At 68.4% G+C, this 22117-nt stretch carries 27 protein-coding genes; 16 read left to right on the top strand and 11 right to left on the bottom strand.

Annotation, left to right across the window (positions count from 1 at the left end; all coding sequences use genetic code 11):
* The first annotated feature begins 36 nt into the window (after window positions 1-36).
* From rsmA to BJ980_RS07905, 3 genes are read left to right on the top strand one after another with little or no spacing between them, the layout of a single operon-like run.
* Window positions 37-936 carry a 16S rRNA (adenine(1518)-N(6)/adenine(1519)-N(6))-dimethyltransferase RsmA gene (gene rsmA, locus BJ980_RS07915; RefSeq protein ID WP_179501795.1) on the top strand — a complete coding sequence of 300 codons (900 nt, stop codon included), beginning with the start codon at window positions 37-39 and terminating at the stop codon, window positions 934-936.
* Entirely contained in the window at window positions 929-1840 is a 912-nt protein-coding gene (locus tag BJ980_RS07910; RefSeq protein WP_179501794.1) for a 4-(cytidine 5'-diphospho)-2-C-methyl-D-erythritol kinase, read from the top strand. The genes rsmA and BJ980_RS07910 overlap by 8 nt, the downstream gene beginning before the upstream one ends.
* A complete protein-coding gene (locus BJ980_RS07905; protein ID WP_179501793.1) occupies window positions 1840-3639 on the top strand; it encodes an ABC-F family ATP-binding cassette domain-containing protein in 1800 nt (599 codons plus the stop codon). The genes BJ980_RS07910 and BJ980_RS07905 overlap by 1 nt, the downstream gene beginning before the upstream one ends.
* Window positions 3640-3655: 16 nt before the next feature.
* Here the strand turns inward: BJ980_RS07905 and BJ980_RS07900 are convergent, their stop codons facing one another.
* Window positions 3656-4141, bottom strand: a complete 486-nt coding sequence (locus BJ980_RS07900; protein ID WP_179501792.1) for a MarR family winged helix-turn-helix transcriptional regulator — start codon at window positions 4139-4141, stop codon at window positions 3656-3658.
* Window positions 4142-4234: 93 nt separating this feature from the next.
* On the opposite strand from BJ980_RS07900, the gene BJ980_RS07895 reads away from it, so the two are divergent.
* The 6 genes from BJ980_RS07895 to BJ980_RS07870 all read left to right on the top strand — a co-directional run bounded on the left by BJ980_RS07895 (window position 4235) and on the right by BJ980_RS07870 (window position 8577).
* The gene (locus BJ980_RS07895; RefSeq protein ID WP_179501791.1) at window positions 4235-4996 is read left to right on the top strand and encodes a methyltransferase domain-containing protein; all 762 of its coding nucleotides are present in this window, start codon (window positions 4235-4237) and stop codon (window positions 4994-4996) included.
* Complete coding sequence (locus BJ980_RS07890; RefSeq protein ID WP_179501790.1) at window positions 4996-5376, top strand: VOC family protein; 381 nt, start codon at window positions 4996-4998, stop codon at window positions 5374-5376. Before BJ980_RS07895 ends, BJ980_RS07890 begins: the two co-directional genes overlap by 1 nt.
* Window positions 5377-5442: 66 nt before the next feature.
* Complete coding sequence (locus BJ980_RS07885; protein ID WP_179501789.1) at window positions 5443-5985, top strand: hypothetical protein; 543 nt, start codon at window positions 5443-5445, stop codon at window positions 5983-5985.
* Complete coding sequence (locus BJ980_RS07880) at window positions 5982-6287, top strand: hypothetical protein (RefSeq protein ID WP_179501788.1); 306 nt, start codon at window positions 5982-5984, stop codon at window positions 6285-6287. Before BJ980_RS07885 ends, BJ980_RS07880 begins: the two co-directional genes overlap by 4 nt.
* On the top strand, window positions 6287-8083 hold the full coding sequence (locus tag BJ980_RS07875; RefSeq protein ID WP_179501787.1) for an alpha/beta hydrolase: 1797 nt from the start codon (window positions 6287-6289) through the stop codon (window positions 8081-8083). Before BJ980_RS07880 ends, BJ980_RS07875 begins: the two co-directional genes overlap by 1 nt.
* The gene (locus BJ980_RS07870; RefSeq protein WP_179501786.1) at window positions 8080-8577 is read left to right on the top strand and encodes a hypothetical protein; all 498 of its coding nucleotides are present in this window, start codon (window positions 8080-8082) and stop codon (window positions 8575-8577) included. Before BJ980_RS07875 ends, BJ980_RS07870 begins: the two co-directional genes overlap by 4 nt.
* Before the next feature lie 172 nt (window positions 8578-8749).
* Here BJ980_RS07870 and BJ980_RS07865 read toward each other — a convergent pair whose 3' ends face one another.
* Together BJ980_RS07865 and BJ980_RS07860 are read right to left on the bottom strand one after the other, a co-directional pair.
* Window positions 8750-9394, bottom strand: a complete 645-nt coding sequence (locus tag BJ980_RS07865; protein ID WP_179503809.1) for a TetR/AcrR family transcriptional regulator — start codon at window positions 9392-9394, stop codon at window positions 8750-8752.
* 152 nt (window positions 9395-9546) lie between these two features.
* Complete coding sequence (locus BJ980_RS07860) at window positions 9547-10503, bottom strand: acyl-CoA desaturase (protein WP_343047732.1); 957 nt, start codon at window positions 10501-10503, stop codon at window positions 9547-9549.
* A gap of 122 nt (window positions 10504-10625) precedes the next feature.
* On the opposite strand from BJ980_RS07860, the gene BJ980_RS07855 reads away from it, so the two are divergent.
* Window positions 10626-11096, top strand: coding sequence for a hotdog fold domain-containing protein (locus BJ980_RS07855; protein WP_179501785.1), 471 nt, complete (start codon window positions 10626-10628; stop codon window positions 11094-11096).
* Here the strand turns inward: BJ980_RS07855 and BJ980_RS07850 are convergent, their stop codons facing one another.
* From BJ980_RS07850 to BJ980_RS07835, 4 genes are all read right to left on the bottom strand, one after another.
* Window positions 11097-11948, bottom strand: coding sequence for an amino acid ABC transporter permease (locus BJ980_RS07850; RefSeq protein ID WP_179501784.1), 852 nt, complete (start codon window positions 11946-11948; stop codon window positions 11097-11099).
* On the bottom strand, window positions 11945-12625 hold the full coding sequence (locus BJ980_RS07845) for an amino acid ABC transporter permease (protein WP_343047731.1): 681 nt from the start codon (window positions 12623-12625) through the stop codon (window positions 11945-11947). Before BJ980_RS07845 ends, BJ980_RS07850 begins: the two co-directional genes overlap by 4 nt.
* Window positions 12626-12721: 96 nt before the next feature.
* The gene (locus tag BJ980_RS07840; RefSeq protein WP_179501782.1) at window positions 12722-13615 is read right to left on the bottom strand and encodes a glutamate ABC transporter substrate-binding protein; all 894 of its coding nucleotides are present in this window, start codon (window positions 13613-13615) and stop codon (window positions 12722-12724) included.
* Window positions 13616-13674: 59 nt separating this feature from the next.
* Window positions 13675-14451 carry an amino acid ABC transporter ATP-binding protein gene (locus BJ980_RS07835; RefSeq protein WP_179501781.1) on the bottom strand — a complete coding sequence of 259 codons (777 nt, stop codon included), beginning with the start codon at window positions 14449-14451 and terminating at the stop codon, window positions 13675-13677.
* Between the two features lie 129 nt (window positions 14452-14580).
* Between BJ980_RS07835 and miaB the strand changes: the two genes are divergently transcribed.
* Window positions 14581-16092 carry a tRNA (N6-isopentenyl adenosine(37)-C2)-methylthiotransferase MiaB gene (gene miaB, locus BJ980_RS07830; RefSeq protein ID WP_179501780.1) on the top strand — a complete coding sequence of 504 codons (1512 nt, stop codon included), beginning with the start codon at window positions 14581-14583 and terminating at the stop codon, window positions 16090-16092.
* Between the two features lie 7 nt (window positions 16093-16099).
* Here miaB and BJ980_RS07825 read toward each other — a convergent pair whose 3' ends face one another.
* The 3 genes from BJ980_RS07825 to BJ980_RS07815 all read right to left on the bottom strand — a co-directional run bounded on the left by BJ980_RS07825 (window position 16100) and on the right by BJ980_RS07815 (window position 17955).
* Window positions 16100-17137 (bottom strand): type IV toxin-antitoxin system AbiEi family antitoxin domain-containing protein, encoded by a 1038-nt coding sequence (locus BJ980_RS07825; RefSeq protein ID WP_179501779.1) that lies wholly within the window; start codon window positions 17135-17137, stop codon window positions 16100-16102.
* Window positions 17138-17208: 71 nt separating this feature from the next.
* Window positions 17209-17466, bottom strand: coding sequence for a hypothetical protein (locus tag BJ980_RS07820; RefSeq protein WP_179501778.1), 258 nt, complete (start codon window positions 17464-17466; stop codon window positions 17209-17211).
* Window positions 17467-17496: 30 nt separating this feature from the next.
* On the bottom strand, window positions 17497-17955 hold the full coding sequence (locus BJ980_RS07815) for an NUDIX hydrolase (RefSeq protein WP_179501777.1): 459 nt from the start codon (window positions 17953-17955) through the stop codon (window positions 17497-17499).
* Window positions 17956-18037: 82 nt separating this feature from the next.
* Between BJ980_RS07815 and BJ980_RS07810 the strand changes: the two genes are divergently transcribed.
* Window positions 18038-18706: a methyltransferase domain-containing protein gene (locus BJ980_RS07810; protein ID WP_218855442.1), complete on the top strand. Its 669-nt coding sequence runs from the start codon at window positions 18038-18040 to the stop codon at window positions 18704-18706.
* A 39-nt stretch (window positions 18707-18745) separates the two neighbouring features.
* Here the strand turns inward: BJ980_RS07810 and BJ980_RS07805 are convergent, their stop codons facing one another.
* On the bottom strand, window positions 18746-18970 hold the full coding sequence (locus BJ980_RS07805) for an antitoxin (RefSeq protein ID WP_179501775.1): 225 nt from the start codon (window positions 18968-18970) through the stop codon (window positions 18746-18748).
* A 68-nt stretch (window positions 18971-19038) separates the two neighbouring features.
* Between BJ980_RS07805 and miaA the strand changes: the two genes are divergently transcribed.
* The 4 genes from miaA (at window position 19039) to dapF (ending at window position 22063) form a co-directional block, all read left to right on the top strand.
* Window positions 19039-19992, top strand: a complete 954-nt coding sequence (gene miaA, locus BJ980_RS07800; RefSeq protein ID WP_179501774.1) for a tRNA (adenosine(37)-N6)-dimethylallyltransferase MiaA — start codon at window positions 19039-19041, stop codon at window positions 19990-19992.
* Window positions 19993-19997: 5 nt separating this feature from the next.
* Window positions 19998-20525 (top strand): dihydrofolate reductase family protein, encoded by a 528-nt coding sequence (locus tag BJ980_RS07795; protein ID WP_179501773.1) that lies wholly within the window; start codon window positions 19998-20000, stop codon window positions 20523-20525.
* Complete coding sequence (locus BJ980_RS07790; protein ID WP_343047730.1) at window positions 20522-21151, top strand: MSMEG_1061 family FMN-dependent PPOX-type flavoprotein; 630 nt, start codon at window positions 20522-20524, stop codon at window positions 21149-21151. The genes BJ980_RS07795 and BJ980_RS07790 overlap by 4 nt, the downstream gene beginning before the upstream one ends.
* A 63-nt stretch (window positions 21152-21214) precedes the next feature.
* Window positions 21215-22063 (top strand): diaminopimelate epimerase, encoded by an 849-nt coding sequence (gene dapF, locus BJ980_RS07785; protein ID WP_179501772.1) that lies wholly within the window; start codon window positions 21215-21217, stop codon window positions 22061-22063.
* Window positions 22064-22117 lie beyond the last annotated feature (54 nt).

Genomic DNA, 22117 nt, shown 5'->3' with positions numbered 1-22117 from the left:
GTCTGCGGACCATCGCCGAGGCACTAGGCTTCGGGCATGCCTGACGCCAACTCCTCCGCCGGGCCGAGACTCCTCGGCCCGGCGGAAGTGCGTTCACTGGCCGCCGAGCTCGACATCAGGCCCACCAAGCAGAAGGGCCAGAACTTCGTCATCGACGCCAACACCTGTCGGCGCATCGTCCGCGAGTCCGGCATCGGCCCCGAAGACGTCGTGCTCGAGATCGGTCCCGGCCTCGGCTCGCTGACCCTCGCTATGCTCGAGACCGCCCGCCAGGTCGTCGCCGTGGAGATCGACGACAAGCTTGCGGCTGCGTTGCCGACGACGATCCAGGAATACGCGCCGCAGCAGGCCGCCTCGTTCCACGTCATACATGCCGACGCCCTGCGGATCGACTCGCTGCCCGACCCGCAGCCCACCGCTTTGGTGGCCAACCTGCCCTACAACGTCTCCGTGCCCGTGCTGCTGCACATGATGACCCTGCTGCCGACTCTCGAGCGCGGCCTGGTGATGGTGCAGTCCGAGGTCGCCGACCGGCTCGCGGCCCCGCCGGGCTCGAAGGTCTATGGCGTGCCCTCGGTCAAGGCCGCCTGGTTCGCCGACGTACGCCGTGCCGGTGCGATCGGGCGCAACGTGTTCTGGCCGGCACCCAACGTCGACTCCGGGCTGGTCGCCTGGACCCGCCGCGAACCGCCGGCCACCAGCGCCACCCGGGAGCAGGTCTTCGCGGTCGTCGACGCTGCCTTCGCGCAGCGCCGCAAGACGCTGCGCGCGACCCTCAAGAACCTGGCCGGTTCCTCCCAGGCCGCTGAGCAGGCACTCGCCCACGCGGGCGTCGACCCGATGGCGCGCGGAGAGGTGCTCGGTGTCGAGCAGTTCGCCCGTGTCGCCGAGGGCCTGTTCTGCACCCCCGACGCCAATGAGACCGACGATGCCTGAGCCCACACTGCGAGCGGTGTCCGCGCGCGCCGCCGCCAAGATCAACCTGCACCTCGGCGTCGGCGCACCTGGCCCCGACGGGTTCCACCCGCTGGCCACCGTCTACCAGGCGATCTCGCTGTTCTCGACGATCACCGTGACCCCGGCGGACGACTGGTCGGTGACCTGTCAGGCCGCGCCCGGCATCGCGGTGGACCAGGTGCCCCTCGACGAGACCAACCTGGCCCTGCGCGCCGCCAAGCTCTTGGCCGAGCGCGCCGGCGTGACGCACCCGGTGAACATCCACATCGCCAAGGGGATTCCGGTGGCCGGTGGACTGGCCGGCGGCTCCGCCGACGCCGCGGCCGCCCTGGTGGCCTGCGACGCACTGTGGGGACTGGACCGCCCGGACTTGGCAGAGCTGGCCGCCGAGCTCGGCTCCGACGTCCCGTTCTGCCTCGTCGGTGGCACCGCCAGAGGCCTGGGCAGGGGAGAGATCGTCAGCCCGCTCCCGGATCCCGGGCGATATGACTGGGTGCTGCTCACCTTCGGTGAGGGACTCTCCACGCCGGAGGTCTATGGCGAGCACGACGCGATCTACGACGGCCTGGCGCGCCCCGAGCCTGACCTGCCCGACGCACTCATCGACGCGCTTGCCGCGGGCTCGGTGACCGACCTCGCGGCCGCCCTCTCCAACGACCTCCAGGAGGCCTCGCTCTCGCTGCGCCCGGCCCTGGCGAGCCCGCTGCGGGCAGGCATCGATGCGGGTGCGTTGGCCGCACTGGTCTCCGGCTCGGGACCGACGTGCCTGTTCCTGGCCCGCGACGCGGACCATGCAGCGAGTCTGGCGGCCGAGCTGACGTCGTACGGCGAAGTCCTCACTGCCCACGGACCCGTCGCCGGCGCAATGGTGGTGGAGTCCTGATGGCCAACCTGGTCAACCTCGAGAAGGTCTCCAAGTCGTACGGCGTACGCCCGCTGCTCTCGGAGGTCTCGCTGGGGATCTCGCGCGGCGAGCGGATCGGCATCGTCGGTCGCAACGGCGACGGCAAGACCACGCTGCTCGAGGTGATGAGCGGACTGGAGGAGCCGGACGAGGGCCGGGTCTCGAAGTCCCGCGGGCTGCAGATCGGCTACCTCCACCAGGGAGATGAGCTGGTCGACACCCACACCGTGCGCGAGGCGGTGCTGGGCGGCAAGAGCGACCACGAGTGGGCCGCAGACTCGACGACCCGCGAGGTGATCGAGGTCCTGTTGGCCGGGGTCTCCCTGGACCGCGCCGTGCTGGGACTCTCCGGTGGCGAGCGCCGTCGCTGTGCCCTGGCCCAGCTGCTGCTCGACGAGCACGACCTGGTCATCCTCGACGAGCCGACCAACCACCTCGACGTCGAGGCGGTGGCCTGGCTGGCCACCCACCTGATCTCGCTCCCGTCCGCGCTGGTCGTGGTCACCCACGACCGGTGGTTCCTGGATGCGATCTGCCACTACACCTGGGAGGTGCACGACGGCGTCGTGGACTCCTACGAGGGTGGCTACGCGGCCTTCGTGCTGGCCAAGGCGGAGCGGCAGCGCCAGGCGTCCGCCTCGGAGTCCCGGCGACAGAACCTGGTCCGCAAGGAGCTTGCCTGGCTGCGCCGTGGTGCTCCGGCACGGACCTCGAAGCCGAAGTTCCGGATCGACGCGGCCAACCAGCTGATCGAGGACGTACCGCCGCCGCGCGACCGCCTGGAGCTGCAGAAGTTCGCCACCCAGCGGCTCGGCAAGGACGTCCTCGACGTAGAAGACGTCGACCTGGTGCGCGGCGAGCGCAAGCTGCTCTCGCACGCGACCTGGCGGATCGGTCCCGGCGACCGGGTCGGGATCGTGGGGGTGAACGGCGCCGGCAAGACCTCGGTGCTCTCCCTGCTGGCCGGCACCCTGGCTCCCTCGGCCGGGAAGGTGAAGCACGGTCGCACGATCGCCATGCAGCACCTGACCCAGGCACTCGACGACCTCGACCCGGCCGAGCGCGTGCTGCCCTCGGTGGAGTCGATCCGGCGGGTTACCAAGACCGCCGACGGCGAGATCACCGCGACCTCGATGCTGGAGCGGTTCGGCTTCACCGGCGACCGGCTGACCGCACGGATCGGGGACCTCTCCGGTGGCGAGCGTCGGCGGTTCCAGCTGCTGCGGCTGTTGCTGCTCGAGCCCAACGTGCTGCTGCTCGATGAGCCCACCAACGACCTGGACATCGACACCCTCAACGTCCTCGAGGACTTCCTCGACAGCTGGCCCGGAACGTTGATCGTGGTCTCCCACGACCGTTACTTCCTCGAGCGGGTCACCGATTCGGTCTGGGCGCTGCTCGGCGACGGCAAGATCTCGATGCTGCCGCGCGGGGTGGACGAATATCTCGAGCGCCGTGAGGCGGCCCTCGCCGCGCCCACCTCGTCGGACTCAGCACCGGCCTCCGGGAGTGCCTCCGCCGACGCCGCGGCGCCTGCCGGGACGCCGAAGGTGAAGGCGGGCAGCGCGGAGGAGCGGGCCGCGAAGAAGGTGATCGAGCGGATCGACCGGCGGCTGGCCAAGGTCGCCGAGCTCGAGGCCAAGCTGAACGCGCAGATCGCCGAGCACGCCGCGGACTACGGCAAGCTCGCCGAGCTGTCGGCGGAGCTCGACGTGCTGCGTGCGGAGAAGGAAGAGCTCGAGATGGAGTGGCTCGAGGCTGCCGAAGCCCTCGAGTGATTCTTGCCCGGACGGGTCAGGAGAGCGGGGCCATCAGGGCCCGCAGCAGGGTGGCGAGCTGGGTGCGGTCCTCGGGCGGTAGTCCTGCGAGGAGTTCGCGTTCGCTGTCCAGCAGCTCCTCGAACGCGCTGTCCACGGAGTCCTTGCCTTGGGGCGTGAGGTGGACCAGCACCCCACGTCGGTCGTTGGGGTCGGGGAGCCGCTCGACGAACCCGCGCGAGGTGAGCCGGTCGACCCGGTTGGTCATCGTTCCGCTGGTGACCAGGGTTTCGCGGATCAGTCGCCCGGGGGAGAGCTCGTAGGGCTCACCGGCACGTCGCAGCGCGGCCAGCACGTCGAACTCCCACGGCTCGATCTTGTGGGTGGTGAAGGCCTGGCGCCGGGCCAGGTCGAGCAGCTTGGAGAGTCGGCTGATCCGGCTGAACACCTCGACGGGGGACAGGTCCAGGTCGGCGCGCTCGCGCGCCCACGCATCGACGAGGTCGTCCACTTCATCCCGCATGCTTTTGATCTTAACTGATCAAGAATCTTGACATCGAGATAGGACTGGCGCAGGGTAGAAGTATCTTGACGTCAAGAGAAATGGAGTGCCCCGATGACGTGGGACCCGACGCACTACCTCACCTATGCCGACGAGCGCGGCCGTCCGTTCTTCGACCTGCTGGCGCGGGTCGGCGCCGACCGGCCGAACACCGTGACCGACCTGGGCTGCGGACCCGGCAACCTGACCCTCACCCTCGCCGAGCGCTGGCCCGGCGCGCGGATCGTGGGCCTCGACTCCAGCCCCGAGATGATCGAGGCAGCGCCGAGCGGACGCGGAGTCGACTTCGAGGTCCGTGACCTGCGCAGCTGGATCGCCCACGCCGACCCGGTGGACGTCGTCGTCTCCAACGCGACCCTGCAGTGGGTCGACGGTCACCTCGACCTCCTTCCGCAGCTGGCCGCGAAGGCCGGCCAGTGGCTCGCCTTCCAGGTCCCCGGCAACTTCGATGAGCCGAGCCACACGATCCGTACCGAGCTCGCGAGCCGGCCGGAGTACGCCGTACACCTCAATGATGTTGCCGTGCCCAGCTCGCACGACCCGGCCGACTACCACCGCGCGCTGGCGCCGCTCGGCTTCGAGGTGGACGCCTGGGAGACGACGTACCTCCACGTCCTGCACGGACCCGACGCGGTCTTCGACTGGGTCAGCTCGACCGGCGCCCGTCCCACCATCCAGGCCCTACCGGCCGGGCTGCGCGAGGAGTTCGTCGACGAGTTCAGGGCGCGTCTGCGGGAGGCCTATCCGGAGGGGGAGGCCGGCGTGCTGCTGCCGTTCCGCCGGATCTTCGTCGTCGCCCGACGGGTGGAGTCCTGATGCGCCTCCACCATGTGCAGGTCGCCTGCCCGCGTGGCGGCGAGGAGGATGCCCGCCGGTTCTATGGCACCGGCCTGGGCCTGGTCGAGGTCCCGAAGCCGGCTGCACTGTCCGGGCGAGGCGGGTGCTGGTGGCGCTCGTACGACGCGTCGGGACAGGTTGTCGCAGAGCTGCACATCGGTGTCGAGGAGCCGTTCGCGCCGGCGCTCAAGGCGCACCCTGCGCTCGTGCTGGACTCGGTCGCCGACCTCGAGGACGTGGCCGATCGCCTGCAGCGACTGGGGTTCGAGGTCGACTGGTCCGAGCGGTACACCTTCGAGGGACATCAGCGGTGCCACACCCGTGACGCCCACGGGAACCGGGTCGAGCTGCTGGCCTGATCCCGCTCATCCACAGATGGGCAGGCACGAGGTTTGTCCTCGGGGCCAATGCGGAAGCCTGTTCCCATGGCGGCAGATCCCAGAGTCCTTGCAGACCCATTCTTCGGCGTGGTGGCGCGACGCCACCCCGACGCGACGATCGTCCTGCTTCCACCCGAGGCGGCCGAGTCGGCCGATGAGGACGCGAGCTCCGAACTGCTCACCGAGCCCGACTTCCGCGCGCGTTCGGCCGCGGACCTGGCTGCCGTGGACGAGTGGCTGGGCAGCGTGCTGGCGGGGCGCGAGGTGGCGCAGGAGAGCGACGAGGGCTGGGCCCCGGTCGCGCCGGACGCGGTCAGCCGCCGCCGGCTGTTCTCCGTCAGCGACCTGTCGCTCTCGGATGCGTCGGCGATCCTCCAGACCGGGATCGAGACACTGACCGCACAGGGTTGGCAGGTGGTCGAGGAGCAGGACGGGATGCCCCGCTTCCGCGCCCGCCGCGACACCGTGACGGTGAAGCTGATGTACGTCGTGTCCACCGGCCGGCTTGCAATCGTCACCACCGCGGGCCCCTACCCACTCGAGCCCGACTTCCGCGACGTACTGCTCGAGGGCGAGGCACGCGGATGACCGGCGGAGGCGGCCTCGGGATCGATGTCGACCCGAGCGCACTCTCGGCCGAGTCCCGCTCGTGGTCCGACTGGGTCGAGCTGATGACCTCGACCCGCTCGGAGACCAACGAGCAGAAGGCGACCGGCTTCAGCCCGGACGTGGCACCACAGGCACGCGCCTTCCTGGCCTCCTGGGTGGACCTGACCACCACGATGCGTGACCGGGTGGAGACGATCTCCGACGGGCTCGGTGACGCGGGGCGGACCTGGCGGGCCACCGACGACGGTGTCGGCGAGGGCTACACGCAGAGGGACGACTGATGGTCACCGTCCACGGGATCTCGTTCCCCGACCCACGCCCGGAGACCATCGTCGAGGTCGAGGGCGACCCGGTGCCGGTCGACGCGTTCGCCGAGACGCTCTATGGCATCGCCTCCGACTTCGAAGAGCTCGCCGACTTCGCCTGGACGGCGAGCAGGCCCGGTGCGCGTCCCTGGATCGGCGACGACGCTGACGCCTACGCCACCTCGGCCGAGTCCGTGCAGACCGACGCGAACACGCTCCAGACGGGGATGCGACGGGTCGCGCGCGCGGTGACGATCCACGCTCAGGTCCTCGAGGAGCTGCGGACGTTGCGGGACCAGTTGGTCGAACGCCGCGCCGCCGCAAACTCCTGGCGCACGTCATTGATCGGCGAGCTCCGGGCGATGGAGGAGCCCCTGCACCCCATCACCAGGTCCGGTTATGAGAATGCCGCTCAGACGCTGCGCGACGATTACGGCGAGTTGGTGAGTGACCACGCCAAGCTCAAGCGCGAGCTCCGGGCGAACGACCGCACGATGAACAAGGCGTTCACCACGAACCAGACCCTGGCCGACATCGCGGCGGCCAACGACGCCAGTGCCGCGCTCGCCGGCAATGCCCTGCTGAAGAACGGTGGGCCGATGGGCCTCCTGTTCAGGTCGCCCGAAGCTGCCCGCGAATGGTGGGAAGGCCTCAGTGCCGAGGAGCGACACGCACTGCTGGTGGAGTCTCCCGAGGTGATCGGCAGGATGGACGGGCTCCCCGCCGACGTGCGGGACGAGGCCAACCGGATCCTGTTGGACGAACAGATCGCCGGCCTCACCGAGAAGCAGGAGGACGGCACCATCAGCCCGCACGAGGCCTCCGTGCTCGACAACGCGCAGCACGTCGACGATGCCGTGCGACAGGTTGAGAAGTACGTCGATCCGCTCACCGGGGAGCATCCGCCGATCCAGCTCTGGATGTACGACCCGGAGAAGTACGGCACCGACAGCGGCTCTGTGGCGATCTCGATCGGAGACCTCGACACGGCCGACAACTTGGCAGTCCGTGTCCCCGGGATCACCAGTGACATCGACGGGATCTCGGCAATGACCCGCGACGCGACCAATGTCTATGAGGCGGCACGGTTCAACGGCAACGGGGAGAACTCGGTCGCCTCGATGATCTGGCTCGGCTACGACGCCCCCTCCGGGATCACCGACCCGGCGACGCTGACCGAGCACCGCGCCGAGGACGGCGGCGCGACCCTGGCCAACGACATCGACGGACTCCGCGCCTCACGGGCGGACAACCCAGCCCATCTGACCCTGATCGGGCACAGCTATGGCTCGACCACCGCTGGACATGCTGCGGGCGATCACGACATCGACATCGATGACCTGGTCCTGGTCGGCAGCCCCGGTGGCGGCTATTCCGACGTCGGCGCCTATGACATGGACGGCGACAACGTGTGGGCGGGCCGCAACAGCCGCGACCTCGTCGGGGCGTTGGGGGATCACGGCGACGTGTCGCCCGGCCGGATCGGTGCGGGGCTGGGGCGTGATCCGGCCGAGGACAAGTTCGGCGGCCAGCGGTTCACCGCCGAGGACCCTGACCGCAACGGCTGGCACCGGGGCATCGAGGCGCACGGCAACTACTTCAACGAGGACAGTGAGTCGCTCTACAACATCGGCCGGATCGTGGATGGGGCCGATGAATACGTGGTCCACGCCGATCATGTGCACGACCCGTGGTTTGGTGGTCCGGAGGATCCCGAGATCGATCGGGATCCCGTCGAGACGCCGGACACCGGCGAGGTGACCTACAAGTGATCAAGCGATTCACGGTCAGTGCCCTCATCCTCCTGCTCGGCCTGGTGATGGTGGCCTGCGGGGAGTCGGGGTCGAACGAGGAGGACGAGATGGATGACCTTCGCGCCGCCCGCGACACGACGACGGCAGCGGTCAAGGGCGTGACCGCGACCGTACTGGCTGAGCTCGGCGGCACCGCGAAGCCAGCGACGGCCAACTACGGCACGTGTGGCACGTCCCCGACCGAGGGCCTGATCTATCACGAGTTCGTCGACTGGAGCGACGAGGCGGACACCGCAGCCCTCGACCAGGCCAGGGCGGCCGTGGAGGCCGAGGGCTGGACCCTCGACCCGCCGAGCAACACCACGGTCGAGGTGCGCAACCTGCGCCGCGACGACCTCCGGCTCACCCTGAAGCTGCAGCGCGGCGTACTCACCTGGTCGGTCACCGGCATCTGCGTGCGGGTGTCCTCCGAGGTGGCCAACGACCTCGTCGGCCCCTACGACCCCACCTAGACCCCGCCCCTCCGCCGACCCGTCGTGAATTCACATTCCGGCGGCCTCAGGACGTGAACTCACGACGGCTCGATGAGTGCCCTTTTCGCCGACCCGTCGCCAATTCGCATTCTGGCTGGGTCGAAAGGTGAATTCACGACGGGTCGATCAGCGCTAGCGACGCCGACAGGGCCTAACCCGCTGTTGGGTGGATGCGGGGGAGGGGAGATGAGGGGGTCGTCCGCCCGGCCTCCAGCAGTGGCTTCTTCTCGAGTCCCGAGAGCCCGTTCCACGCGAGGTTCACGATGTGCGCCGCGACCACGTCCTTGGCCGGCTTCCGTCCGGTCTCCAGCCACCACTGTCCGGTGGTTCCGACCATCCCGACCAGCATCTGCGCATACATCGGCGCGGTCCGCGCTTCCAGCCCGGCCTTCGTGAACTGATCGACCAGGATTCCCTCGACCCGCGAGGCGGTGTCGCCGATGATCGACTGGAAGCTGGCTCCTTGCGAGGCCATCGGAGAGTCGCGCACCAGGATCCGGAACCCGTCCGGCTGGGCCTCGATGTAGTCCAGCAGTGTGAGCGCGGCCTGTTCGAGCAGAGCCCGGGATGTCCCTGACGTCAACGAGGCGCGCATCATCGCCAGGAGCAGGGTGACCTCACGATCGACAACCACCGCATAGAGCCCCTCCTTGCCGCCGAAGTGCTCATAGACGACCGGCTTGGACACCTCGGAGCGGGCTGCGACCTCTTCGATCGACGTACCGTCGAAGCCGCGTGCGGCGAAGAGTTCTCGGGCCGTGGCGATGAGCTGTTCGCGACGCTCCGCCGCGGTCATCCTGCTGCGCGGCGCGGACTTGCGGGAGGTGCTCACCGCTCCATCCTGCCAGTGCTGCCAACAACCGCGGCGTCAAAAAGTGCCGGAGCGCCAAACAGCGTCAACAACTGCCGGGTCGGCGTTGAGGCGCGTCAACAAGTGCCGGGTCGGCGTCAGGCGGGCTGGTTGGCCTTCAGCTTCGCGTCGAGGCGCTCGGCGACCGGCCAGCGCACGTCCTTGACCCAGCCCAGCTTCTCGAAGACCCAGATCAGGCGGGCCGAGGAGTCGAGCTGGCCGCGGAGTACGCCGTGGCGCGCGCAGGTCGGGTCGGCGTGGTGCAGGTTGTGCCAGGACTCGCCGCCGGACGGGATCGCCAGCCACCACACGTTGGAGGACTTGTCGCGCGAGAGGAACGGGCGTTCGCCGATCGTGTGGCAGATCGAGTTGATCGACCAGGTCACGTGGTGCAGCAGACCGACGCGAACCAGGGTCCCCCAGAAGAAGGCAGTCGCAGCGCCCTGCCAGGACCAGGTGACCAGGCCACCCAGGACGGGCGGTACGAGCAGGCTGATCAGCGTCCACAGCCAGAACAGTCGGCTCACCCGGACGATGTCGGGGTCCTTCATCAGGTCGGGAGCATATTTGCGCTGCGGCGTCTGCTCCTCGTCGAAGAGCCACATCATGTGTGCGTGGAACATGCCCTTGGCCACGGCGCCGATCGAGGTGCCATATTTCCAGGGCGAGTGCGGGTCGCCGTCGCGGTCGGAGAACTTGTGGTGCTTGCGGTGATCGGCGACCCAGCGGACCACCGGGCCCTGGATCGCCATCGACCCGGCGATAGCCAGCGCCACCTTCAGTGGACGGTTCGGCTTGAACGACTTGTGCGTGAACAGGCGGTGGTAGCCGACCGTGATCCCGAACAGACCGATCGAGTACATCGTGACCGCGATGATCACGTCGCTCCAGCCCAACCAACCGCCCCAGGCGACCGGGACGGCGGCAACGATGGCGATGAACGGGACCAGGATGAACAGCGCGAGGGTGATCTGCTCGAGCATCGACTGCTCGTCGCCACCCAGGGTCGCGCGCTCCGGAAGGTCCGTGTCCCGATTGGACGCGGTGGTGGTCACGTGCTGCTCCCCACAGATGTCGTCAGTTTCGAGGTCACCGTAACTTACGCAACCGTAGGTCAGGGAACGTCCTGTGGCACAGGCAACATCCAGATGGAGTTACTTGTGGGTAACCTAGTGCCATGCCTGCACTCCTGGACCTGTGGAAGAAGATGTCGGCCGTGCCGATGGGGAACAAGGCGTTCTCGCTCGCCTTCGCCCAGAAGGCCCCGTACTTCGCGACGATCCGACCGACCTTCCGGGTCATCGAGCCGAACCACGTCGAGCTGACATTCCCGAAGCGCCGCGCGGTGCACAACCACATCGGCACGGTGCACGCGATCGCGCTGTGCAACGGTGCCGAGGCCGCGATGGGGGCGCTCGCAGAGGTGACGATCCCCAAGGACAAGCGGTGGATCCCCAAGGGGATGGACATCAACTACACCGCGAAGGCCGACTCCGACATCACCATCATCGCCGAGACCGACCCCGAGCAGTGGGCCGGTGACGACCCCGACCTGCACGTGCGGGTCCGCGCCCTGACCAAGAGTGGCGTGGAGTGCTTCGACGGCGTGATCAAGCTCTGGGTGACCCCGAAGCCGGCGAAGGCCTAGTCAGGCCTTCGCTTCCGCCGCGCCGACCATCGGCACGTCGAGCACCTTCTTCTCGCCGACCAGCTTCTTCTGCGCCAACGTGGCCAGCATGGTGAGGATCAGGTTGAGCAGCACATAGATCGCGCCGATCACCAGGATGGTCGGCACGTGGTTCGAGAACCGCCCGTTGTAGATCTCCTTGGCGACGGTGCTCAGACCACCGGCGGTCACCACATAGCCGAGGCTGGTGTCCTTAAGTGCCACCACGCACTGGCTGAGGATGGCGGGCAGCATGATCTTGGCCGCCTGCGGCAGCAGCACGATCGACATCACCTGCGACTTGCGCATGCCGATGGCGTACGCCGCCTCCCCCTGGCCCTTGGGCACGGCCAGGATGCCGGCGCGGAACACCTCGGCCAGGACCGCGCCGTTGTAGAGGGTCAGGGCTGCGACGACGGTCCAGAACTCGCCGAAGTCGCCGCGCGAGATGCCCCACATGAAGAAGATCAGCACCATCAGCAGCAGGACCGGCACGGCGCGGAAGAACTCCACGACTGCCCAACAGGGCCAGCGGACCCAGGCATGCTCCGACAGCTTGCCGATGCCGAAGACGACACCGAACACGACCGCGAACAGCACCGAGAACAGGGCGAGCTGGAGGGTGACCAGGATGCCCTTGAAGATGATCGCCTTGATGTACTTCGGGGTGACGAACGGTTCCCACTTGGAGTATTCGAACTGGCCGTGCTGACCGAGCCGGATCGCGGCGTAGGCGATGATCGCCGCGATGACCAGGATCGTGAGCACGGTGTAGCCACGGTGCCGGGCGCGGGTGCGTGGGCCGGGGCTGTCAAACAGGACGCTTGCACTCATCGGGCCACGCTCCAACGTCGTTCGAGGCGGTTCGCTGCGAAGGACAGCAGCTCGACCAGGACAACGAAGATCGCCGCGAAGCTGAGGAAGATGCCGATCCGTGCCGCGGCGTTGTCGTTGGTCAGCTCATACATGTAGGTGAAGGCCTCGACCACGCCGAGCGCACCGATGACGGTGGTGTTCTTCAGCAGGGCGATCTGGACGCTGGCCAGCGGGGGCACCGAGGCGCGGAATGCCTGCGGGATGATCACGTGCCGCATCGTGCCGGCGAACGGCATCCCGATCGCGCGGGCCGCCTCGGCCTGGCCGATCGGCACGGCGTTGACGCCCGAGCGGAGCGCCTCGCAGACGAAGGTGGAGGTGTAGACCGTCAGCGCCACGATGCCGGAGGCGACGTAGGTGTCGAGGTCCACGTTGCCGATGGTCCAGTCGACCCAGGTGAACTTGAGGTCGATCTTGGGGCCGCCGATGCGGAAGAACATGTAGATGATCAGCAGGGGCGTGTTGCGGACCAGGGTGACGTAGGTCGACGCGGCCCACCGCATCACGGCCACCGGGCCCACCCGCATGGCGGCAAGGATCGTGCCCATCACCAACGACAGGATCCCGGACGTCACGAATAGCACCAGCGTGTAGCTGAATGCCGTCGCGACGTCGCCGCGGTTATCCCAGACCACTTCCACTCTGGTGACGTCCTTCCTGGTCGGTGATGTCAGTCGTTCTCAGCACTGTCGGGGACGGTTCTCACCGTCCCCGACAGCGTGTTGCCAAGATCAGGCGCAGTCGTCGAGCTTCGGCGGCTCGGGGGTCTCCGACCCGGACTTGCCCAGGGTCAGCTCGAACGCGTCGGCCCACGAACCGTCCTCGAACGCCGTGGTCAACGTGTCGTTGATCCACTGGCACATCTCGGGGCTCTTCTTGGAGTAGCCGACACCGATGTTCTCCTCGGAGAACTCGTCGCCGACGACCTTGAGCTCACCCTCGTGCTGGGCAGCGAGGCCCATCAGGATCGAGCCGTCGGTCGACATTGCCTCGACGGTGCCGTTGATGACGTCCTCGGCGCATGCGCCGTACGCGTCGGCCGGGACGCCGATGGCACCGGCGGCCTCGACGTTCTTCAGCGACGTCGAGCCACGCACCGAGCAGACCTTCTTGCCCTTCAGGTCGTCGATGCCGGTGATCTTGCTGTCCTCTGCGACGAGGATCTGCTGACCGGTGACCATGTAGGGGCCGGTCTGGCCGACCAGCTTGCGACGGTCATCGGTGATCGAGTACGACGCGAGCACCAGGTCCACGCGACCCTCCTGGAGGAACGGCTCGCGGTTGTCGGAGATGGTCTCCTCCCACGTGACGTTGTCCGAGGCAGGGTCGATGCACAGGTCGGCGACGAGGATCTTCGCCACCTCGATGTCGAAGCCGGTGGGGCGCTCTGCTGCGGCGTCCTTGTAACCGAGACCGGGCTGGTCGTACTTCACACCAACCGTGATCTTGCCGGCCTTGGAGAGCTCCTCCATCTTCGAGCCGGCTTCGAACTTGTCTTCACAGTCCGACTTGGCCTCGACGTCCCGGCCTTCGTCGTCACTGCCGGCGTCGCCACAGGCGCTCAGCACGCCGAGGCCGAGGACGAGCCCCGCCGCGACTGCGATTCCCTTGTTCCTGATCCGCATCTGCGTTTCTCCTTATCGGTGGTGCCACTCGGGGTCGACAGGCCAGTTCGGCTGGACGGTCAGTGCTTGAGGATCTTGCCGAGGAAGTCCTTGGCGCGCTCGGACTGCGGGTTGGTGAAGAACTCCTCGGGGGTGTTCTCCTCGACGATCGCGCCCTCGGACATGAAGATCACCCGGTCAGCCGCGGTGCGCGCGAAGCCCATCTCGTGGGTGACCACGATCATCGTCATGCCCTGCTTGGCAAGGTCGACCATGACGTCGAGGACTTCCTTGATCATCTCCGGGTCGAGTGCCGAGGTCGGCTCGTCGAAGAGCATCACCTTCGGTTCCATCGCCAGCGCACGCGCGATGGCCACGCGCTGCTGCTGGCCACCGGAGAGCTGGGCCGGATATTTCGCGGCCTGCTGGGCGATCCCGACCCGCTCGAGCAGACCGCGGGCCTGGTCGTCGGCCGCGGTCTTCGACTGCTTGCGCACCTTGGTGGGACCGAGGGTGACGTTCTGCAGGATCGTCTTGTGGGCGAACAGGTTGAAGCTCTGGAAGACCATCCCGACGTCGGCGCGCAGGTTGGCCAGGGCCTTGCCCTCCTCGGGCAGGGGCTGTCCGTCGAGGGTGATCGTGCCCTCGTCGATGGTCTCGAGGCGGTTGATCGTGCGGCACAGCGTCGACTTGCCGGAGCCGGACGGGCCGATCACCACGACGACCTCGCCGCGCTTGACGGTCAGGTTGATGTCCTGGAGGACATGCAGGTTGCCGTACCACTTGTTGACGCCCTCGAGCACCACGAGCGCCTCACCGGGCGCAGCGGCGGCGGACTCCTCTTGCACCAAGGTCATTGCGGCAACCTACCCAGATCGCCGTAACCCGCGCCACACAATGGGCGGATGGTGCGGACCTGAGACCGAATCGTTGCCAAGCCCGAGCTTTGGGCGCGCAACCCGGCCTCGCCGTAGGCTTGGACCGTTATGACGCGCACGTATGAGGTCCGCACCTACGGGTGCCAGATGAACGTTCACGACTCCGAGCGGCTCACCGGCCTGCTGGAGGGTGCCGGCTATGTCGCCTTCGAGGCGGGCCAGGGCCAGGCCGAGCATGCCGACGTCGTCGTCTTCAACACGTGCGCGGTTCGCGAGAACGCCGACAACAAGCTCTACGGCAACCTCTCCCACCTGGCCCCGATCAAGGCGAAGAACCCTGATCTCCAGATCGCGGTCGGGGGCTGCCTGGCCCAGAAGGACCGGGCCACGATCACCGAGAAGGCGCCGTTCGTCGACGTCGTCTTCGGCACCCACAACATCGGCTCGCTGCCGGTGCTGCTCGACCGGGCCCGGGCCAACAACGAGGCGCAGGTGGAGATCCTCGAGTCGCTCGAGGTGTTCCCCTCGACGCTGCCGACCAAGCGGGACTCGGCGTACGCCGCCTGGGTGTCGATCTCGGTCGGCTGCAACAACACCTGCACGTTCTGCATCGTGCCCTCGCTGCGGGGCAAGGAGAAGGACCGGCGCCCCGGCGAGATCCTCGCCGAGATCGAGGCCCTGGTCGCCGACGGCGTCTCCGAGATCACCCTGCTCGGCCAGAACGTCAACGCCTACGGCGTGGAGTTCGGCGATCGGCAGGCGTTCTCAAAGCTGCTACGTGCCTGCGGTGCGATCGAGGGGCTCGAACGAGTCCGGTTCACCTCGCCGCACCCGGCGGAGTTCACCGACGACGTCATCGAGGCGATGGCCGAGACGCCGAACGTGATGCCGCAGCTGCACATGCCGCTGCAGTCCGGCTCGGACCGCGTGCTGAAGGAGATGCGCCGGTCCTATCGGCAGAAGAAGTTCCTCGGGATCATCGAGCGGGTCCGTGCCGCGATGCCCCAGGCCGCCATCACCACCGACATCATCGTCGGCTTCCCCGGCGAGACCGAGGAGGACTTCCTCGAGACGATGCACGTGGTGCGTGAGGCGCGCTTCGCGGGAGCGTTCACCTTCCAGTACTCGATCCGCCCCGGCACCCCGGCCGCCACGCTGCCCGACCAGATCGCGCCCGAGGTGGTCAGGGACCGCTACCAGCGCCTGGTCGCGCTCGTGAACGACATTGCCTGGGAGGAGAACAAGCTGCTGGTGGGTCGCACCGTTGAGCTGCTGGTCTCCGAGGGCGAGGGTCGCAAGGACAACGCCACCCAACGACTCTCGGGTCGTGGCCCCGACAACCGGCTGGTGCACTTCACTCCCGACCGGTCGACCGGCGAGGATGCAGGGGATGCCCGGCCAGACGCTCCGATCCGCCCCGGCGACATGGTCACGGTCACCATCACCCAGGCGGCTCCGCACCACCTGATCGCGGACGGCCCGGTCCTTGCCGTACGTCGTACCCGCTCGGGTGACGCGTGGGAGGGCCGGTCGGCGGCGCCCAAGGGTGTCGGCCTCGGCATGCCGAGCCTGGGCAAGCCCGCACCGCTGCCCGAGGCACCGTCCTGCTCGATCGGCTGATCACCCGCTAGGCGCCCGGCAGAAGCAGACGCGTCGCCTCGACGGAGCACTCCGGACACAGGTGTGGAGTCCCGTGCCAGCCCCTGGCGCGCAGGAGCGCGACCATCTGTACGGCGGTGGCGCACGGCCGTTCGAACACCTGCCGCCAGCCCAGCCGGATGCTGCTGGGCTCGGGGGCAGCCAACTCGGCACCCGAGTCGTCCGGCCAATCCTCTGGCCAGTCGTGCTCCCGACCGTGCTGCCAATCGTGTTCGCGTTCGCACGCGCCTCGCCGGGAGCCCGAGGCAAAGATCCGCCCGTCGAGCCCGACCACCTGCCCGAACTCCCCGTGCAGCACCTCGGCGCGCAGCAACCCACGGCGCGGGTCGATCGGCTGCGGCACGGCCATGGGCAGCCCATGGGGCCGCACGACCCGGAGCAGGTAGCCCTGCGCGAGGACCGTGCACGTCTGTTGGGTGACGTCGTCGAGCACCTCGGTGAGGAAGTCACGCCGGGCGAGGGTGGGCCGACCCGCCAGCGCGTCGAGCAGGCGCCCTGGGGTGGTCTGGCGCGACGAGACCAGATCCGCGAGCACACTCACCGCGTCGTAGTCGCTGCTGCTCGCGGCGGCCAGCTCGACCCCGGCCTCCTCGATGCGGAGACGGGGAGGGGAGCGGTTCCACTCCACCCGGGACGAGAGCCCACCCAGACGGTGGACCACGATTCCCGGCTGCACGGCGACCTTGCGTCGGGTGCCCACGGCGACATGGATCGGTCCGGGGTCGCCCTGGTGCCCGAGCGCGAGGCGTCGTCCCGGCCCATTCGCGGCGCGCAACGCAGAGCCGTGCGAGAGCGCGGCTGGCCAGGCATGGAGCACCGCCGCCCAGGCGCGCTGGTGCCAGGTGAGGGGCCCGGGGTGGTCCACATGGACGCCGGGGTGCACGGTGTGCAGCCGGTCGGCGCGCACCAGCGCGCTCAGCTCGAGGTCATCGAGCCCGAGCTCGATCGCCTGTCGCCGGCTGATCACGCCGGCCTGCTGGGCGAGCAGTGCAGTGAGCCTTTCCATCCCACGAGGATGGGTGAGGTTCGCGCGCGCTGCCACTGCCTACTGCGGCGCCTGTGGACAACTCTCCGGGATCAGGCCGGAGGCTCGGACTCGCCGGTCTCACCGGCATCGAGGTCGGCCTCGCCGTTGTCCGGCTCCTGCTGCTTGTCGTCCGGCTCGGTGATCTCGTCCGGAGCCACGTCCTCAACGGCCGGGTTGTCGTCCGGGTCCAGGTCGCGCGGGACCGGCTCGCCGGGGGTCTCGCCATATTTCGGGTCGTCGGTCGAGTCGACACCGCCCGGGTGCAGCTGGGGCTCCTCGGCGACGGGTTCGGGCCGGTTCTCACTCATCGTGTTCCTCTTCCCTGGTTGTGGTGGTGTTCAGAAGCCATGCGTGGTGTAGGCCGCGACCTCGCCGCTGCGCAGAGCGGTCAGCGTCACCAGTTCGTGCGGCACGACGGGGTCGGGCAACCCGGTGAGCGGGAACCACTCCAGCCCGGCGCACTTGTCCGGCTCGGTGATCCGCGGTTCGCCGGTCCAGGTGCGCGCAGTGAAGAAGAAGTCGATCCGCTCGTCGATCGGCTCGCCACCCCGCGTGCGCTGCATGGAGGTGAGGAAGGACAGCTCGACGTCGCTGATGCCGAGCTCCTCGGTCGCCTCGCGCTGCGCAGCGGCGTACGCCGTCTCGCCCTGCTCCACATGTCCGGCCGCGGCCGCAGCCCAGTGCTCGTCCATGTATCCGGTGTTCTTCCTCAGCTGGAGGAGCACCTCGGTGCCCTGCTCGGTGTCGCGGAGCAGGAAGACGTAGGAGGCGGGAACTACCCGGAAGCGGTCGACCATGATCCGAGCCTAGGGGCACCGGCAAGCGGGGGCTCACCGGGCACTTGACTTCACCTTGGGATGAAGTTGCATGCTCTGTGTCGTGACTGAAGAACATGCAACCCCGGCTGCGCACTGGGAGGCCCGCTACACCGAGAGCGGCAAGGATCGGATCTGGTCCGGACGGGTGAATGCCACCGTCGCCGACGTCGTGCAGGCACTCACACCCGGCACGGCGCTCGACCTCGGCTGCGGCGAAGGCGGCGACGCGCTCTGGTTGGCCGAACAGGGCTGGCAGGTGACCGGGCTCGACATCTCGCCCAGCGCCGTGGCGCGGGCGAGCGCGGAGGCCCGGGCGCGCGGAGTGGACGCCTCCTTCATCGCGACCGACCTGTCGACCTGGACCACCGATGACCGGTTCGACCTGGTCACCGCCGCGTTCTTCCACTCTTTCGTGGAACTCCCGCGCACCGAGATCCTGCGCCGGGCAGCCGAGCGGGTGGCCCCCGGAGGGCACCTGCTGCTGGTGACCCACGCGGCCCCGCCGCCGTGGTCGAAGCACCACGAGGCGCACGGACATCACCCGGAGGCGAAGTTCCTCACCCCTGAGGAAGAGCTGACCGAGCTCGACCTGCACCCCGAGCAGTGGCAGGTGCGGATCGTCGAGACCCGGCCGCGCCAAGCGACCGGCCCCGAGGGGGAGCCGGCCCACTTGGACGACGGAGTGGTGGTGATGCGTCGAACGAATCAACCAGTGAATGGACCCGCCTGATCGGTCGCACAGTCGCGTTCGATCACCCGGGTCAGGGTGTCACCTGATGTCGTCGTTCTTTCCGTCGAGCTTGTCGAGCGCGTCCTTGGCCTTGTCGACCGCCGCGTCGCCCTTCGAGCCCAGCTTGCCGCCGGTCTTGTCGTCGACGAAGTCCTTGGTCTTGTCGAGGCCGTCGCCGATCTTGTCGCCGTGCTTGTCGACGGCGTCAGCCGCCTTCTCCTTGATGTCGCCGCTCTTGCCCTTGAGCTTGTCCAGGAAACCCATGCTGTGCTCCTTAGGGTTGTCGGTCGCACGTGTCGCGACCCGAGAAATGACTCTGAAACACTAACCGCATGCCCGCCTCCCCCGTTCCGCCTGCTGTGCGGCCTGCCGTCCCTCCCGTGGTTGCGGTGGTCGGTGCGACGGCTGCGGGCAAGACGGACCTCTCCCTCTCACTGGCCCAGCGCCTGGGTGGGGAGGTGGTCAACACCGACGCGATGCAGGTCTATCGCGGCATGGACATCGGCACGGCGAAGCAGCCCGTCGAGCTGCGTCGCGGCATCCCCCATCACCTGCTCGACCTGCTCGACATCGACCAGGCGGCCTCGGTGGCGGACTTCCAGGTGCTGGCGCGCGCGACCATCGCCGACCTGCGGGCACGCGGTCGGGTGCCGGTGCTGGTGGGCGGTTCGGCGCTCTACACCCGCGCCGTGCTCGACCGCTTCGAGTTCCCCGGCGTCGATCCCGCCGTACGTCGTCAGCTCACCGACGAGCTCGACCGGATCGGCCCGGATGCACTCCACGCCCGACTGGCGCAGCTCGACCCGCCTGCTGCACAGGGGATCCCGGCCACGAACGCCCGTCGGGTGGTGCGTGCCCTCGAGGTCATCGAGGTCACCGGCCAGCGGTACAGCTCGACGCTGCCGGTGCTGGAGTATCAGCTCGAGGGTGCCCACCAGATCGGTGTCGACATCGACCGGGCAACGCTGCACGAGCGCATCGCGCGCCGGGTGGACCTGATGTTCGACCAGGGCTTCGTCGACGAGGTCCGCACCCTGGTGGACCAGGGCCTGCCCGCTGCGGTCACCGCGTCGAGGGCAATCGGCTATCCGGAGGTGATGAGCCTGCTGGCCGGCGAGATCACCGAGGCCGAGGCGCGTGAGAAGACCAAGACCGCGACCCGCAGGTTCGCCCGCAAGCAGGACGGGTGGTTCCGCAAGGACCCGCGGATCACCTGGCTGGCCTGGGACGACCCGGACCTGGTCGACAAAGCGGTGGCGGTCCTCGCCGAGCAGCCGCGATACTGAAGGGCATGGCGACCCACTACTACACCGCGTCGAGCCTCGACGGCTTCATTGCCACCGAGGACAACTCACTCGAGTGGTTGTTCCGCCAGGACATCGACCTGGACGGGCCGATGGCCTATCCGGCGTTCGGTGCGAAGAAGGGCGCGTTGGCGATGGGCTCCACGACCTATGAGTGGATCGTCGCCCAGGAGAACGGGAAGTGGGACTACACCAGCCCGACCTGGGTCTTCACGCACCGCCAGCTGCCAGACAAGACCGGTGGTGGAGAGGTCACCTTCACCCAGGCCGACGTACGCGAGGTGCACGCGCAGATGGCCGAGGCCGCGCAGGGCAAGGACATCTGGATCGTTGGCGGCGGTGACCTGGTCGGGCAGTTCCACGACGCCGGCCTGCTGGACGAGGTCTGGGTGCAGTTCGCGCCGGTCACCCTCGGCTCCGGATCGCCGCTGCTTCCCCGGGCGATCGACCTGGAGCTGATCGAGGTCGCCCGGAACCGGGACTTCATGTGCGGGCGATATGCGGTCGTCCGGTGACAGGGCGATTGCATGCGATCACCGACGAGGTGGCCCTGGTCGAGCTGATCGGCGAGCCCTTGCCGAGGGTGCGGGACAAGGCACGCCATGAGCTGCACGACCTCGACGTCGACTGGCTGCGAGCCTCGCCGTTCTGCGTGATGGCGACCGCTGACGAGCACGGGCGCTGCGACGCCTCACCCAAGGGAGACCCGCCCGGGGAGCTGGTCCACGTGCTCGACCGGACCACGATCGCGATCGCGGAGCGACCCGGGAACCGCCGGGCCGACGGCTACAAGAACCTGCTCCGCAACCCACACGTCGGGCTGAACTTCTTCATCCCCGGTCGCGGCGACACCCTGCGGATCAATGGGCGGGCCACGCTGGTCAGTGACGCCGACTTCTTCGATGACCTGGTCGTCAAGGGCAAGCGGCCGCTGCTCGCCGTGGTCGTTGAGATCGACGAGCTGTTCCACCACTGCTCGAAGGCATTCCTGCGCTCGAAGCTGTGGGACCCGACGACCTGGGACCCCGAGGGCGTCGTACCGCGGCGCGCGTCGGTGGCCAAGCAGCTGGACGTGCCCGAGAAGTCGCAGGAGGAGCTCGACGCCTACTACGGGTCCGACTACGGCAAGCAGCTCTACTGAGGGACTGGCCGTCGCCACCGCGACCTCCTCAGCCCGCCGTGGCGAGCATGGGAGGATGGCCGGGTGAGTGAATATGACTTCGTCAAGGGCCACGGGACAGAGAACGACTTCGTCCTGGTCCCCGACGCAAACGGAAAGCACGAGCTGACCGCAGCGCAGGTCGCCCGGCTGTGCGACCGTCGCGCCGGCATCGGCGCCGATGGCGTGATCCGAGTGGTGCGCACCGACGCCACCGACGATCCCGCGGCGGTCGCGGCCCGCGGTGAGGCCCGCTGGTTCATGGACTACCGCAACTCCGACGGCTCACTCTCGGAGATGTGCGGCAACGGCATCCGCGTCTTCGCGCTCTATCTCGCCACGCACTCGACCATCGACCCGCGCGAGCCGCTCAAGGTGGCCACCCGCGCCGGGATCAGGACCGTCACCTTCGCCGTCTCCGACGAGATCGAGGGCGGCATCGCGATCACCGTCGACATGGGCACCCCGACGTTCGGCCCGGAGTCGAAGGTCGGCGTCGGTGAGCGCACCTGGCCGAGCGTCAACGTCGGCATGGGCAACCCCCACGCGGTCGTCTTCGTCGACGAGCTCGAGCAGGCGGGCGACCTCCTCACCGCCCCGACCCACGACGAGCAGGTCTATCCGCACGGCGTCAACGTCGAGTTCGTCAGCCGGGTCGGCGAGCGGCACGTGGCGATGCGCGTGCACGAGCGCGGTTCGGGCGAGACCCGCTCGTGCGGCACGGGTGCCTGCGCAGCGATGGTTGCCACAGCGTTGGTGGACGGGGCCGAACGCGGTACGCCGTACCGCGTCGACGTCCCCGGCGGGACGCTGTTCATCGAGTGGACCGAGGACGACCGGATCCTGATGACCGGCCCGGCGCGGATCGTTGCCGAGGGCATGACCACTCTCTGAGGCGCACTGGTCGGCGGCGGGAGCCGTCGGGCGGCCGCTTGCCGGACGGCCGGG

The organism is Nocardioides daedukensis, from assembly GCF_013408415.1.
GTDB lineage: Bacteria > Actinomycetota > Actinomycetes > Propionibacteriales > Nocardioidaceae > Nocardioides > Nocardioides daedukensis.
Note: the sequence above shows the minus strand (reverse complement) of the source record. Positions and strands in the feature narration are given on the sequence as shown.